Genomic DNA, 14,900 nt, shown 5'->3' with positions numbered 1-14,900 from the left:
TAATGAGTGCGCCGCTTTCCCTCGGGATCGACATCGGGGGAACTTTCACCGACCTCGTCATTCACGATCCGCGCACCGGGCGGGCCGTCATCTGGAAGGAAAGCACGACGCCGGACGATCCGGCCCGTGGCGCCCTCGAAGGCACGCGAAGGGTGCTGGAGAAGGCGGGTGCCAAGCCGCAGGAGATCGGGCGCGTCGTCCATGCGACGACCCTGTTCACCAACGCACTGATCGAGCGCAAGGGTGCGAAGACGGGCCTGCTCACCACGGCCGGCTTCGGCGACGTGCTGGAGATCGCGCGCGAGCGCAAGTACGAGCTCTACGATCTCTTCATCGAGATGCCCAAGCCGCTGGTGCAGCGCGCCTGGCGTCGCGAGGCGAAGGAGCGGCTGGGACCGGACGGCAGCGTCGAGATCGCGCTCGACGTCGACGCGGCGCTGGCCGAGGTCGCCGACCTGGTGAAGCAGGGCGTCGAAAGCCTCGCCATCTGCTTCCTGCACTCCTATGCCAATGCCGCGCATGAGCGGGCAATCGGTGCGGCCGTCGCGGAGCGCTTCCAGAATCTGTCGATCTCACTGTCGTCCGACATCGCACCGGAAATCCGCGAATACCTGCGCGCCAGCACGACGGTCGCCAACGCCTATGTGCGGCCGCTGGCGGAGATCTATCTGGAACGGCTGGAGCAGGCACTGCGCGCCGAGGGCATTCCCGGCGGCCTGTTCCTGATGCTGTCCAATGGCGGGCTCACCCATGTGAGCGAAGCCAAGCGGGCGCCGGTGCAGTTGCTCGAAAGCGGTCCGGCGGCGGGCGCGCTGGCCGGTGCCTGGTTCGGACGCAATGCCGGGCTGGAGCGCGTGCTGGCTTTCGACATGGGCGGGACGACCGCCAAGCTGGCGCTGGTCGACGATGGCGAGCCGGTCGTCGCCTGGGGCTTCGAAGCGGCACGCGAAAAGCGCTTCCTGCGCGGCTCGGGCCTGCCGATCCAGATTGCCACGGTCGAGTTGATCGAGATCGGTGCTGGCGGTGGTTCGATCGCCCACAAGAGCGATCTCGGTACGCTGAATGTCGGTCCCGAGAGCAGCGGCGCTCAGCCGGGACCGGCTTGCTACGGTCGCGGCGGTACCGAAGCGACGGTGACCGATGCCGACCTGACCTTGGGCTATCTCAACGCCGACTTCTTCCTGGGCGGTGCCATGAAGATCGACGCGGTGGCGACGAACGCGGCGTTCGGAAAGCTCGCGGGCGCGCTGGGTGTCGAGCCAGGCCGCGCGGCGTTCGGTGTGCACGACGTCGTAAACGAGAACATGGCGGGCGCGGCACGTGTCGCCATCGCCGAACGCGGACGCATTCCGTCGGAGTATGCGCTTCTTGCGACGGGCGGCGCGGGTCCAGTCCATGCCTGGCATGTCGCGCGTAAGCTCGGCGTGAGTCGCGTCGTATGCCCGCCGGGAGCGGGGGCTGGCAGCACCATCGGCATGCTGATGGCGCCCGCGCGCGTGGATCGCGTCGCCAGCTTCACCACGGCGCTGGCGGGTGCGGATCTCGCCGCGGCAGGGCGCATCTTCGCTGGCCTCGAGAGGGAAGCGCTCGATGTCCTTCGGTTGACGGGCGCAGATGTCGAGGCACGCACGGTCCGTCACCTCGCCGACATGCGTTACATTGGCCAGGGCAGCGAGATCACGGTCGTGCTGCCACAGCCTTTGACGGAAGCCGCCGTGAAAGTAGCATTCGAGGCCGCCTACAAGGCCCTGTTTGCCCGGACGCCACCGGGTGCCGCGATCCAGCTCGTGGCGCTTCGCCTCTCGGTCAGTGCGCCGATGCCCGGCACCGGCGGCAAGCTCGAACTACCGCGGCACGCCTCGGCCGCCGCGCTCAAGGGCATGCGGCCGGTGTTCTTTCCCGATGAAGGCAAGACGCTGCCGACGCGGGTGTGGGACCGCTACGCCCTCGAACCTGGCGTGAGCATCGACGGCCCTGCCGTGTTCGAGGAAAACGAAAGCACCTTCATCGTCGGACCGAATTCCAAGGCGCGGCTGCTGGCCGACGGTTCCATCCTGGCGGAGGCAAACTGATGTCACGCACCTTCGATGCCATCGAACTGGAACTTTTATGGCGCCGGCTGATCTCGCTGGTCGACGAGGCGGCAGCCGCCATGGTGCGCACGTCATTCTCGACGCTGGTGCGTGAAAGCTACGACTTCTCCTGCGTCGTCACCGATGCGTCTGGCCAGTCGCTGGTGCAGGCGAGCGAAAGCATCCCGAGCTTCATCGGCACGCTCCCTGAGACAGTGAAGCACTTCCTGCGCTTCTTCCCGGAGGATCAGCTCTCGCCCGGCGACGTGCTGATCACCAACGATATCTGGCTGGGCACCGGCCATCTGCCCGACGTGACCTTGGCCAAGCCGATCTTCCGCAACGGCAAGCTGATCGCCTTCAGCGCGACGACGGCGCACGTGCCTGACATCGGCGGAAAGATCCGCAGCCCCGAGCCGCGCGAGGTCTTCGAGGAAGGTTTGCAGATCCCGCCCATGAAGATGATGGCGGCGGGCAAGACGGACGAGACATTGGTGGCGCTGATCCGCAAGAACGTGCGCACGCCCGACCAGACGATGGGCGACCTCTATGCCCAGATCGTCGCGCTCGATCTCATGGAAGATCGCCTGCTGGTCCTTATGGAGAATTACGGGCTGCCCGACCTCACCGATCTCGCGCGCGAGATCCAGGGGCGCTGCGAGGCGGCGATGCGGGCCGCGATCCTCGAACTGCCGGACGGGACCTATCACAGCGAGCTCAAGACCGACGGCATCATGGACAAGCCCATCACCATCAAGATGGCGCTCACCATCAAGGGCGACGAGATCCTGATCGACTTCGCCGGCACCGACGCCCAGGTCGATCGGGCGATCAACTGCGCCATGTGCTACACGAACGCAATGTGCATGTACGGAGTGAAGGTCTGCACCAACTCCAACCTGCCCAACAATGAAGGCGCGTGGCGGCCGATCACGCTCACCGCGCCGCCGGGCTGCATCGTCAATCCGCAATTCCCCGCACCGGGCGGCTCGCGCATGCTGATCGGTCACTACATCCCGATGCTGGTGTTCGGCTGCCTGGGCCAGATCGTGCCGGAGCGGGTGATGGCGGCCTGCGGTTCGCCGATGTGGGGCATGAACCAGTCTGGCGTGCGCGAAGGCGGCAAGCCCTACGCCAACATGTTCTTCTACAATGGCGGCATGGGCGGCAACACGCAGCGCGACGGCGTGACGTGCCTCTCCTGGCCGTCGAACGTCAGCTCGACCTCGATCGAGATCAGCGAGCACATCGCGCCACTGCGCTTCCATCACAAGAAGCTGCGTCCCGATTCCGGCGGCGCCGGCCGCCATCGTGGCGGGCTGGGACAGGAGATCCTGATCGAAAGCCGCAGCGAGACGCCGATCGCCGTGTCGTTCCTCGCCGAACGCACGCTCTTTCCCGCCTTCGGCATCGAGGGCGGCAAGGACGGCGCGCCGGGCGAACTGCGCATCAACGGCGAGAAGACCGATCCCAAGAAGCAGTATGTGCTGAACAAAGGCGACACCGTTTCGCTAGGCACGCCGGGCGGTGGTGGCCATGGCGATCCCAAGCTTCGCTCTGCGGCGGCACTCGCTGCCGACATCGCAGCTGGATACGTGACGGTGCAGTCAGCCTATCAAGGCGACGACTAAGAGGGCGATTGAACCTCCCGGCAGCGGTCGTTACGCTCGCTGCAACAAGAGTGTATCGGGAGGAAACGATGAAGCTGTTCGCTGCCGCATCCGCGGCTCTTTGCGCCGTCGCTCTGGCTGCGGTCTCCCCGGCCAATGCCCAGGCCAAGCTCTGCGCTGCGCCCAAGCAGATGGAAGGCTTCAAGACCTGCGCAGACGTGGCGAAGGCCGAGGCCGAAGGCGCCTTTACGCTCTATTCGACCGATCCCGAAGCGGGGCAGGTGAAGCTGCTGGCCGCCTTCAACAAGGCGTTCCCCAAGATCAAGACCAGCTATGTCCGCCTGCAGGCGGGTGCGCTCTACGCCAAGGTGCTCTCCGAGCGCCAGGCCAAGTCGTACCTGGTCGACGTCATCCAGATCTCCGACATGGGCATGATCCTGGACTTCCAGAAGCGCGGCGGCTTCAAGCAGTACATCTCGCCGGAGATGGCTGCCTACAAGCCCGAGTACAAGAGCAAGCCCGAGGGCTTCTGGACCTGGGGCTCGGTGATCATGGGCGGCATCGCCTACAATCCTAACCAGGTCTCGGCCGCCGATGCGCCGAAGAAGTGGGAAGACCTGCTCGATCCGAAGTGGAAGGACGGCATCAACGTCAAGGTGTCGAACTCCGGCCTGCAGCACGGCATCTGGTACATGCTGCTGCCGATCCTGGGCCCGGACTATTTCAAGAAGTTCGCCGAGAACAAGCCGCGCGCCTTCGACTCCTACGTCCAGCAGTACGGCCGCCTGGTCGACGGCCAGGACAAGGTCATCATGGGCGCGCAGTATTCCGGCTACATCGAGTTCAAGGCCAAGGGCGCGCCGCTCGCCTTCGTGTTCCCGGAGACCGGCGTTCCCGCCGTGCCGGAGACCTACGGCATCGTGGCCGACGGTCCGCACCCCAATGCCGCGGAACTGTTCATGGACTGGTTCCTCTCGCCGGTCGGCCAGGTGGCCCTTGCCGAGGCGCTGCTGCTCCATTCGCCGCGCGAGGACGTGCCGCCGCCGGCGGGCAGCGTGTCGCTGAAGGAGATGAAGCTGCTCACGCCGGCCGACTGGGATGCCTTCGAGAAGGACCGTCCGGCCTTCGCCAAGGAATGGGACCGCATCGTCGGCGCGCGTCGCTAGGACCGGCGTGACGTTCGTGAGCGGGGAGGCCGGGCACGGCCGGCGCAATTACTGGCAGGCGATCATCACGGTGATCGTCCTGCTGGCGGTGGGATTTTTAGTGATCCTGCCGATGGTGTTCCTGATCGAGGAGTCGCTGAACGTCGGCGACCCCATGGCCTTCCCGCCGCAGGAATACGGGATCAAGAACTACCTGGCGATCTTCGAGGAGGACCTCAACGTCCTCTACAACACGGTGATCATCGCGGTCATGGCGACCGTGATGGCCGTGCTGATCGGCTTCACGCTGGCCTGGATCCTGACGCGCACCAACGTGCCGTTCCGCGACAAGCTCGAGCGGCTACTCGAGCTCCCGTACTACATGACGCCGCTGGTCGGCGCGCTGGCCTGGGCGGTCATCGCCGGGCCCAAGAGCGGCTTCATCAACCAGCTCTGGAAGGGCGCTGGCGGCAGCGGCGACCTGGTCGACATCTACGGCCATTTCGGCATCGCCTGGATCATGGCGCTGTTCGAGGGGACGGTCGCCTTCGTGATGATCGCCGCCTCGATGAAGTCGATGGATCCGGCGCTGGAAGAGTCCGCGCGCGTGATGGGGGCCAGCAAGCTGCGCACCACGCTCACCGTCACGCTGCCCATGGTCATGCCGGGCGTGCTGGGTGCCACCTTGTTCGTCTTTGCCGAAATGCTGGGCTCGTTTGCCGCCGCCCTCGTGATCGGCATCCCCGCACGCATTTACGTCATCACCACGGCGATCTGGGATTCGACGCTGTCCTATCCGCCCGACTATGGCCGCGCCTCGGCGATGGGGCTGGCGTTGTTCGTCGTGATGTTCGCGATGCTCACCTTCTATCGCTCGGTCATCAAACGCGGCAGCTTCGCTACCATCACAGGCAAGGCTTTCCGGCCGCGACCGATGGATATGGGCCGGCTGGTCTGGATCCTGTTCTTCATCTGCTGCCTCTACATCTTCCTGGCCGTCGTCCTGCCGATCGCAGCGCTGCTCTTCACCTCGCTGCAGCGCTTCGCCACCGTGCTGCTCGACCAGGCGCAGTTCACCCTGGCCAACTACGAGACCGCCTTCTCGCTGGGGCCGGTGCGGCAGGCCATGGTCAACAGCCTGATGCTGGGCTTCGGCGTGGCCAGCATCGGCGTGCTGGTGATGGTCGTGCTGGTCTGGCTGATCTACCGCTCGAACCTGCGCGGCCGCGGTGCGATCGAGTACTTCGTCATGTTCCCGCAGGCCGTGCCGCGCCTGGTGTTTGGCCTCGCGCTGCTGTGGGCCTGGCTCAACATCCCGATCCCGATCTACGGCACGCTCTGGCTGCTGGCGCTGGCCTATTTCACGGTGATGTTGCCGCTCGGTGTGCGCACTCTGGCGGGCGTCGTGCTGCAGATCGACAAGAGCCTGGAGGAATGCGCCCGCGTCTGTGGCGCGAGCTGGGGCTACCAGATGCGCACGGTGACCTTGCCGCTGCTGAAGCCCGGCATCTTGGCCGCCTGGCTGCTGATCTTCATGGCCTGTGTGCGCGAGCTGGGCGCGTCGGTCTTCCTGATGGGGCCGCAGGCCAAGGTCATCGCGCCGTCGATCGTGGCGGCCTTCGCCAGTTCCGGCACGGAGCTGACGGCGGCGATGGCGCTGATCCAGACATTCACCGTGATCGTGGCGCTGCTCATCCTGTTCCGGGTGACGCGCAACGTGACGAAGGAGCTGTCGTGAGCGAGACGCGTATCGAAGTCAAAGACCTGGTCGTGCGTTACGGCGACCAGCTCGCGGTGAACGGCGTGAGCTTCACGGTGGGGAGCGGCGAGCATCTGACCCTGCTGGGCCCGTCGGGCTGCGGCAAGACCACGACCTTGCGCGCCATCGCGGGTCTCGAACAGCCTTCCGGCGGCAGCATCCGTATCGAGGGGCGGGCCGTCTACGACGCTGCGACCAAGACGAACGTGCAGACCGAGCAGCGCGGCGTCTCGATGGTATTCCAGTCCTACGCGGTGTGGCCGCACATGACGGTGGCGAACAACGTCGCCTACGGCCTGCGGGTGCGAAAGCAGGGCGAGGCCGAGCTGAAGGCCAATGTCGAGCGCGCGCTGGATCTCGTGCAGATGCGCCATCTTGCCGACCGGCCGGCCTCGAAACTGTCGGGTGGCCAGCAACAGCGCGTCGCGCTGGCGCGCGCCATCGCCTTCTCGCCGACCGTCGTGCTGTTCGACGAACCGCTCTCCAACCTCGACGCCAAGCTGCGCGCCGAGATGCGGGTCGAGCTGCGCGAGCTGCAGCGGCGGCTCGGCATCACCTCGGTCTATGTCACGCACGACCAGGAGGAGGCGCTGGCCATCTCCGATCGAGTGATCGTCATGAACGTGGGCGTGATCGAGCAGATCGGCACGCCGGAGGAGATCTATAACAAGCCGCGCAGCCGCTTCGTCGCGGACTTCGTGGGTTCGGCCAACCTGATCAAGGGCAAGTTGGCCGGCGACGGTTCGTTCGTCACCGAAGGCGGCACGGCGCTCAAGGTGATGGCGCCGCACAAGCCGCACGGAAGGGAGACCGAGGTCGCCGTCCGCACCGCCTATATCGGGCTCGAGCCGCTGGCCGGCGAGAACCATGTGCCCGGCAAGGTCCGCCAGCGCCTGTTCCACGGCGACTTCGTGCAGTACGTGGTCGACAGCCCGGTGGGCGCGATGATCGTCCGCCGCCCGCCGACCAACCTGCTGCCGGAAGGGGCGGACGTGACGCTGTCCTTCTCGCCGGAGCACTGCGTGCTGCTGGAGGCGTAGAAGCTATTTGTCATCCTGAGCACAGCGAAGGATCTCACGCCAGCCAGAGAGCCCCCTGGTCGTTCCGTGAGGTCCTTCGCTACGCTCAGGACGACATCAGAACGGCTCGGTCCCCGCCACGATCACGCGATGCATCAACCGGCGTTCGCCTTCCGGATAGTCGGCGTTGGCCTTGTGCATCGTGCAGCGGTTGTCCCAGATCACGATGTCGCCCTGCCGCCAGACATGGCGGTACTCGTACTTGGGCTGGGTCGCATGGGCGATCAGCTCGTCGAGCAGGGCGTCGCTCTCGGCGCGGTCGAGGCCCTCGATCTGTTCCATGCGGTTGGGATTGAGATAGAGCGACTGGCGGCCGGTCTCCGGATGGGTGCGCACCAGCGGATGCGTCGCCTCGGGCATCGCGGCCATCTCCTCGGCCGGCCGCGTCGAGATGCGGCTGAGCTTGCGGCTCGAATGGTACTTGTGGATCACCTTCATCGGGTCGATCCGCGCCTTCATTTCGGCCGGCAGGCCCTCGTAGGCGGCGTACATGTTGGTGAACTGCGTGTCGCCGCCGCGCGACGGGACTTCCACGCCGTAGAGCATGGTGAGCGAGCAGGGGGCCCGCATGAAGCTGTCGTCGGTGTGCCAGTTGGCGCCGTTCACGATCTTCTTGCCGTCGCCCAGCACGTCGCGGTCTTCACTCGAGATGATGTTCACCTCGGCGCATTCCGGTGTGCGGGCGAGCTGCTTGCGCAGCATCGGCGTTCCGAACTTCGACATGGCGGCGAGGAAGGCCGGCGGCGCCAGGGCCTGCTCGCGGATGCAGATCACCAGATTGTCGTGCAGAACACCGGTCAGCGCCGCCTGCGTCGCCGCGTCGGTCGGGCTGTTGAGGTCGATGCCGCTCACCGCCGCGGCCATATGAGGGCCGAGTTTCTCGGTCTGGAAATTCATGGCGTTGCTCCCGGAAGGCGCGATAACGTGCGCGCCGATCCGATGAATCTCAAGAGGGACCGACATGAAGATCGCCTATTCCGCTGCAAGCCCGTATGTCCGCAAAGTGATGGCTTGCGCCATCGCGCGCGGTCTCAACGACAAGATCGAGCGCTGGAAGATCGGCACGACCGATCCGGCGCTGTCGCCGGTCAACCCGCTCTCCAAGGTCCCGACCCTGATTACCGATGACGGCATGTCGATCTACGACAGCCCGGTGATCTGCGAGTATCTCGACAGCATCGGCTCCGCGCCGAAGCTGTTTCCGCCGGTCGGTCCGGCGCGCTGGAAGGCGCTGACCCAGGAAGCGCTGGGCGACGGCATTCTCGACGCCACCCAGCCGCGCCGCCGCGAGATCCCGCTGCCGCAGGACGAGGGCCGCAAGAGCTACATCGCGCTCCAGCAGGGAAAGGTCACGCGCGCGCTCGACGAACTCGAGAAGCAGGCCGATTCGCTGGGCGACCTGACCACGATCGGCGAGATCACCATCGGCTGTGCGCTGGGCTATCTCGACTTCCGCTATGCCAACGAGCCGTGGCGTCCGGGCCACCCGAAGCTCACGGCCTGGTACGAGAAGGTCGTGAAGCTGGCGCCACTTGCCGAGACGATGCCGGTGGGGTGAGACTGTCGCTCGTTGGTGCCCTCTAGGAAACTTAAGGGAGCTCGATGAGCGATATCGACACCAAGCCGCAGGCGGTAGAGCGGACCAAGACCAAGCAGCCGCCGCTCTACAAGGTGATCCTTCTTAACGACGACTACACGCCGCGCGAATTCGTGGTCGTCGTCCTGAAGGCCGTCTTCCGCATGACCGAGGAGCAATCTTACGTCGTGATGATGACGGCCCATCAGCGCGGCGCCTGCGTTGTCGCCACCTACACGCGCGACATCGCCGAATCCAAGGCGACCGAGGCCAACGACATGGCCCGCGGCGCCGGTCATCCCCTGGAGTTCAGCACCGAGCCCGAGGAGTAGGCGCGGCGTCGACGGAATGTCAGGCGTCAAGCCTTTGGGATCATTGACGAATCCAGCTTTCCCAGCCAAAACAGCCCGGCGAAAGTTGATTGGAAAATCAATGGGTTGACGGGAACGTTCGCGATCCGTATTTTCCGCCCGCTTTCGGAATTCACCCCGGCCCGGCCGGGGCTTTTTGTTGAGTTAGGGCCATGAAGATCCGTCATTCTCTCAAGTCGGTGAAGCTCCGTCACAAGGACTGCCGCATCGTGCGCCGCAAGGGCCGCGTTTACGTGATCAACAAGACCAACCCGCGCTTCAAGGCCCGCCAGGGCTGAAGACGGCGTCAGCGTCTTAGCGAACAAAGCGGCGGAGGCTTCGGCTTCCGCCGCTTTTTCATTTGGCGTATGAGCGAAGCATGGAGATGCCGCCGCTCGATCCCGCCATTCTCGCCCGCCGGTCGGAGATCGTCGCCGCGCTGCGGGCCATCGTTCCGGGCGAAGGCGTCATCGACGACCTCGACGGCATGCGCCCCTTCGAGTGCGACGCGCTGTCGGCCTATCGCCAGATGCCGCTGGTCGTGGTGCTGCCGGAGACGGTGGCCCAGGTGGCGGCCATCCTGCGCTACTGCCAGGACCACAAGGTGAAGGTCGTGCCGCGTGGCGGCGGGACCTCGCTGTCCGGCGGCTCCATGCCGGTCGGCGACGCGATCCTGCTGGCCATGGGCAAGTTCAACCGCGTGCTCGAGATCGACTACGCCAACCGCTGCGCGCGGGTGCAGCCCGGCGTCACCAACCTCGGCGTCACCAAGGCGGTGGAGCACGAGGGCTTCTATTACGCGCCCGATCCCAGCTCGCAGATCGCCTGCTCGATCGGCGGCAACGTCGCGGAGAATTCCGGCGGCGTGCACTGCCTGAAGTACGGCCTCACCACCAACAACCTGCTCGGCATCGAGATGGTGCTGATGAACGGCGAGGTCGTGCGGCTGGGCGGCAAGCATCTCGATTCCGGCGGCTACGATCTGCTCGGCCTGATGACAGGCTCGGAAGGGCTTCTAGGCGTCGTCACCGAGGTGACGGTGCGGCTGCTGCGCAAGCCCTCGACGGCGCGTGCGGTGCTGCTGGGTTTCCCGACCGAAGCGGGCGCGGCCGATTGCGTCGCCGCCGTCATCGCCTCGGGCATCATCCCCGGCGGCATGGAAATGATGGACAAGGACGCGACCAAGTGCGCCGAGGCCTATGTCGGCGCGGGCTATCCGCTCGACGCCGAGGGACTGCTGATCGTCGAGCTCGACGGCCCGCCGGTCGAGGTCGACTACCTGGTCGAGCGCGTGGCCGAGATTGCCCGGGGCCGCGGCGCGACCACGGTGCGGGTCAGCCACGACGAGCAGGAGCGGGTGCTCTTCTGGGCCGGCCGCAAGGCTGCGTTCCCAGCCGTCGGCCAGATCTCGCCCGATTACATGTGCCTCGACGGCTCGGTGCCGCGTGGCAAGCTCGTCGAGGTGCTGGCCGAGATGCGCGTCCTGTCGAAGCAATACGGGCTTCGGGTCGTGAACGTCTTCCATGCCGGCGACGGCAACCTCCATCCGCTGATCCTGTTCGACGCCAACGATCCCGCCGAACTGAAGCGCTGCGAGGAGCTGGGCGCCGACATCCTGCGGCTTTGCGTGCGGGTCGGCGGCGTGCTGACGGGCGAGCACGGCGTCGGCATCGAGAAGCGCGACCTGATGGGCGTGCAGTTCACCGAGATCGATCTTGACCAGCAGATGCGCGTGAAATGCGCCTTCGACCCCGACCACCTGCTCAATCCCGGCAAGGTGTTTCCGAAGCTGCGCCGCTGCGCCGAACTCGGCCGCCTGGTCGTGACGCAGAACAACATCCCGTTCCCCGATATCCCGCGGTTCTGATTCGATGACAGCTACGATCAAGCCGCGCGACGCTGAGGAGCTGCGGCAGGCGGTGGAGTGGGCGCTGAACGAAGGCGTGACTCTCGACGTGCGCGGCGAGAGCAGCAAGCTGGCGCTCGGCAAGCCGATGCAGTGCGGCCAGGTGCTCGATCTCTCCGGCATTTCCGGCATCGTCGACTACGCACCTGAAGAGCTAGTGGTGACCTTGCGTGCCGGCACGCCGATGCGCGAGGTCGAGGCGTTGCTGGCCCAGCGCAACCAGATGCTGGCCTTCGAGCCGCCGGATCTCGGTCCGCTGCTCGGCCGCGACGCAGGGCAGGGGACGCTGGTCGGCGCGGTGATGGGCAATCTGGCGGGCTCGCGCCGTCTGTCGGCCGGCGCGGCGCGCGATCACCTGCTGGGCTTCAGCGGCGTCAACGGACGCGGCGAGGCCTTCAAGTCCGGCGGCAGGGTGATGAAGAACGTCACCGGCTACGATCTCTCCAAGGTCGTCGCGGGATCGTGGGGCACGCTGGCCGTGCTCGACGAGGTTTCGGTCAAGGTGCTGCCGGCGCCTGACCAGACGGCGACGCTGCTGCTGCTGGGGCTCGACGATGCGGCCGCGGTGCGCGCGATGTGCGCGGCGATGGGCAGCCCTCACGAAGTCTCTGGCGCGGCGCACCTGGCCGGCCGCACGGCGCTCCGCCTCGAAGGCGTGGCGCCGTCGGTCGAGGCGCGGCTGAAAGGCCTGCGCGAGCTGATGGCTGATGCCGGCGGGCAAATGGAGGAACTCGGCACCTTGGAAAGCCGCGCCTTCTGGCGTGAGGTGCGCGACGTCGTTCCCCTGAAGGCGGCGCCCGACGCCGTGGTGTGGAAAATCTCCTGTCCGCCGACCGAAGGTCCGGCGATCCTGGCCCGCATCAAGGCGCAGCGTCCGTCGGCCGAGGCCTTCTATGACTGGTCGGGCGGTTTGATATGGCTCGCGCTGCCGCCCTCGGCTGACGCCGACCACACGATCGTGCGCGGCGCGCTGGGGGCGACCGGCGGTCACGCGACGCTGATCCGCGCCTCCGAGGCCGTGCGGGCCGCGGTGCCGGTCTTCCAGCCGCAATCCGCCGCGCTCGTGGCGCTGGCGGCGCGCGTGAAGGAAAGCTTCGACCCCAAGGGTCTCTTCAATCCAGGCCGGATCGGAGCGTTGCCATGAACGACACTCCCCCAAGCCCCGAGTCAACTAGGTCAAATTCCCACTTCGGCGAGTACCGAACCCGTATTGGTGTTGGACTCACAGGGGTGCTCGTCGTTGGATTTTTCACTTACCTGTGGTGGAAAGCTCAAGAATCGAGCAACGGTGACGTCGTCAAGCTGTTGGGAACCATCACCATTGCTGATTTCGGTCAATGGTTGTCCGGCATTGCGGCAGCGCTGGCATTCATATGGATTGTTCTAGCGTACTTTCAACAAAGCGAAGAACTTTCGCTTCAACGCGCAGAGATTGCGCGTCTTGCATCAGAAGCAAGGCGCCAGGCGCAATCTCTCGAAGAAGCTGAACTCGCCGCTCGCCGAGAAGCATTCTTCCGAATGTTTGATCGGGTTATACTGGAGTGTGATCGAATCAAGGTCGCAATCGTTCGGCGGAACCTGTCGGCATTTGAAGCAAAAGACGATGATCAGCTGACATCCAGTATTTGCACCAAACTAATCGATGAGAAGCTTTGCCCTCCGTTGCTGCTTCGTCTGTTCAAGGGCGATGACAGATTCACGGCAGGTGGGAAATTTCCTATACTGATTGAAGCCGCCGGCGACACTACTTTCAAAGTCCGCGCAGTTAGCAAGGATTACCTTCTCGATCTCGATGAGCTCGATCGCTACTACGCGAACGTAGATCTCCTATTGCGGGAAGGTGACCGCTGCGACAATGACGGGACGTTTAAGTCGTTAGTACAGGCTTCATCTGCATACCTATTTTATGTTGCGATAGCGGAGTTACTTCTGAAGAAGAATCATGGCGCGAGGAAATCGCCGTCGTATGAGCAAGAAAAGCAGCGCCTATTAGAGCTTGTCGCACATGCAAACGAACTTCACTCTCGCCCAGCTCGCTGATCCCGAGAACGAACGCAGTGAGCGCATCCTGCGCAAGTGCGTGCATTGCGGCTTCTGCACCGCCACCTGTCCGACCTTCGTGCTGCTGGGCGACGAGCGCGATAGTCCGCGCGGCCGCATCTATCTCATCAAGGCGATGCTGGAGGGCGACCGCGCGCCAACACAGCAGGAGGTGCGGCACGTCGATCGCTGCCTGTCGTGCCTGTCCTGCATGACGACCTGCCCCTCGGGCGTGAATTACATGCACCTGGTCGATCACGGCCGGCATCGCATCGAGGAGACCTATACTCGGTCGCCGACCGATCGCTTCATGCGCAACCTGCTGGCCTGGCTGATGCCGCGGCCGGCGGCGTTCCGCTGGGCCATGGTGCTGGGGCGCCTCGCTAAGCCGCTGGCGCCGCTGCTGCCCGCGACCAGCAGCGATCCGGGTGGTGCCACCTTCCTGCGTCGCCTGCGCGCCATGCTGGAGGCGGTGCCTGACATCGTCCCGTCGCCGTCGCCGGGCGACCGGCCGCAGACCTTTCCGTCCAAGGGCCTGCGCCGCAAGCGCGTGGCGCTGATGCCGGGCTGCGGCCAGCAGGTGCTGGCACCCGAGGTCAACGAGGCCACCGTGCGGCTGCTGACGCGCCACGACATCGAGGTGGTGAACGTCGCGGGATCGGGCTGCTGCGGCTCCTCGGTGCTGCATGTCGGCCGCAACGAGCAGGCGATCGCACTGGCCAAGGCCAACATCACTGCGTGGCTGCGCGAGATCGACGGCGCGGGGCTCGATGCCATCGTCATCAATGCCTCGGGCTGCGGCACGACGGTGAAGGACTACGGCAACATGCTGGCCGACGAGCCCGAGTGGCACGAGAAGGCGCTGCAGGTCGCGAAACTCGCCCGGGATGTCAGCGAGGTCATGGCCGAGATCGGTCTGGTGAACATCGAGCCCAAGGGGCTCACCGTCGCCTACCACTCGGCCTGCTCGATGCAGCATGGCCAGAAGCTGAACGAGCCGCCCAAGAAGCTGCTGCGCGACGCGGGCTTCGTCGTGAAGGACGTGCCCGAGGGCCATCTCTGCTGCGGCTGGGCGGGCACCTACCAGGTGTTGCAGCCCGAACTGTCGCGCCGCTTGCGTGACCGCAAGGTGGCCAACATCGAAAGCGTGAAGCCCGACGTGATCGCGGCCGGCAATTTCGGCTGCATCGGCAACATCGCGTCCGGCACCGGCATACCGATTGCACATACGGTCGAACTGCTCGACTGGGCCACCGGCGGACCGAGGCCTGCCGCGCTCGACTGACCGGGCTTCGCCAGGAGTGCCATGACCCTTCTTCGCGCTTGCCTAGCCGCCCTTCTCGGATTGATGCTTGGGATCAAC

The 14,900-nt window shown here is 65.4% G+C and carries 13 protein-coding genes; 12 read left to right on the top strand and 1 reads right to left on the bottom strand.

Annotated features, from left to right (window positions below; translation table 11 throughout):
* Positions 1-2: 2 nt before the first annotated feature.
* The 5 genes from AC1RP5_RS21420 to AC1RP5_RS21400 all read left to right on the top strand — a co-directional run bounded on the left by AC1RP5_RS21420 (position 3) and on the right by AC1RP5_RS21400 (position 7,626).
* Positions 3-2,072, top strand: coding sequence for a hydantoinase/oxoprolinase family protein (locus AC1RP5_RS21420; protein ID WP_493114065.1), 2,070 nt, complete (start codon positions 3-5; stop codon positions 2,070-2,072).
* The gene (locus tag AC1RP5_RS21415) at positions 2,072-3,703 is read left to right on the top strand and encodes a hydantoinase B/oxoprolinase family protein (protein ID WP_493114063.1); all 1,632 of its coding nucleotides are present in this window, start codon (positions 2,072-2,074) and stop codon (positions 3,701-3,703) included. The genes AC1RP5_RS21420 and AC1RP5_RS21415 overlap by 1 nt, the downstream gene beginning before the upstream one ends.
* Positions 3,704-3,771: 68 nt before the next feature.
* On the top strand, positions 3,772-4,848 hold the full coding sequence (locus AC1RP5_RS21410) for an ABC transporter substrate-binding protein (RefSeq protein WP_493114062.1): 1,077 nt from the start codon (positions 3,772-3,774) through the stop codon (positions 4,846-4,848).
* 16 nt (positions 4,849-4,864) lie between these two features.
* Positions 4,865-6,565 (top strand): ABC transporter permease, encoded by a 1,701-nt coding sequence (locus AC1RP5_RS21405; RefSeq protein WP_493114060.1) that lies wholly within the window; start codon positions 4,865-4,867, stop codon positions 6,563-6,565.
* Entirely contained in the window at positions 6,562-7,626 is a 1,065-nt protein-coding gene (locus AC1RP5_RS21400; RefSeq protein WP_493114058.1) for an ABC transporter ATP-binding protein, read from the top strand. Before AC1RP5_RS21405 ends, AC1RP5_RS21400 begins: the two co-directional genes overlap by 4 nt.
* Before the next feature lie 96 nt (positions 7,627-7,722).
* On the opposite strand, the gene AC1RP5_RS21395 is transcribed toward AC1RP5_RS21400, so the two are convergent.
* Complete coding sequence (locus AC1RP5_RS21395; RefSeq protein ID WP_493114056.1) at positions 7,723-8,562, bottom strand: TauD/TfdA dioxygenase family protein; 840 nt, start codon at positions 8,560-8,562, stop codon at positions 7,723-7,725.
* Positions 8,563-8,626: 64 nt separating this feature from the next.
* On the opposite strand from AC1RP5_RS21395, the gene AC1RP5_RS21390 reads away from it, so the two are divergent.
* From AC1RP5_RS21390 to glcF, 7 genes are all read left to right on the top strand, one after another.
* Positions 8,627-9,223: a glutathione S-transferase family protein gene (locus tag AC1RP5_RS21390; RefSeq protein WP_493114054.1), complete on the top strand. Its 597-nt coding sequence runs from the start codon at positions 8,627-8,629 to the stop codon at positions 9,221-9,223.
* Between the two features lie 44 nt (positions 9,224-9,267).
* A complete protein-coding gene (gene clpS, locus AC1RP5_RS21385) occupies positions 9,268-9,573 on the top strand; it encodes an ATP-dependent Clp protease adapter ClpS (protein ID WP_493114053.1) in 306 nt (101 codons plus the stop codon).
* Between the two features lie 191 nt (positions 9,574-9,764).
* On the top strand, positions 9,765-9,890 hold the full coding sequence (gene ykgO, locus AC1RP5_RS21380) for a type B 50S ribosomal protein L36 (RefSeq protein ID WP_068191747.1): 126 nt from the start codon (positions 9,765-9,767) through the stop codon (positions 9,888-9,890).
* An 80-nt stretch (positions 9,891-9,970) separates the two neighbouring features.
* Positions 9,971-11,458: an FAD-linked oxidase C-terminal domain-containing protein gene (locus AC1RP5_RS21375; RefSeq protein WP_493114049.1), complete on the top strand. Its 1,488-nt coding sequence runs from the start codon at positions 9,971-9,973 to the stop codon at positions 11,456-11,458.
* Between the two features lie 4 nt (positions 11,459-11,462).
* Positions 11,463-12,641 (top strand): glycolate oxidase subunit GlcE, encoded by a 1,179-nt coding sequence (gene glcE, locus AC1RP5_RS21370; RefSeq protein WP_493114047.1) that lies wholly within the window; start codon positions 11,463-11,465, stop codon positions 12,639-12,641.
* The gene (locus tag AC1RP5_RS21365) at positions 12,638-13,537 is read left to right on the top strand and encodes a hypothetical protein (RefSeq protein WP_493114046.1); all 900 of its coding nucleotides are present in this window, start codon (positions 12,638-12,640) and stop codon (positions 13,535-13,537) included. The genes glcE and AC1RP5_RS21365 overlap by 4 nt, the downstream gene beginning before the upstream one ends.
* The gene (gene glcF / locus AC1RP5_RS21360) at positions 13,503-14,822 is read left to right on the top strand and encodes a glycolate oxidase subunit GlcF (RefSeq protein ID WP_493114044.1); all 1,320 of its coding nucleotides are present in this window, start codon (positions 13,503-13,505) and stop codon (positions 14,820-14,822) included. Before AC1RP5_RS21365 ends, glcF begins: the two co-directional genes overlap by 35 nt.
* The last annotated feature ends 78 nt before the right edge of the window (positions 14,823-14,900 follow it).

Source organism: Reyranella sp. GW821-FHT12G01 (genome assembly GCF_058806575.1).
The sequence above is the reverse complement of the archived record's forward strand: the minus strand, read 5'-3'. Positions and strand labels throughout refer to the sequence as shown.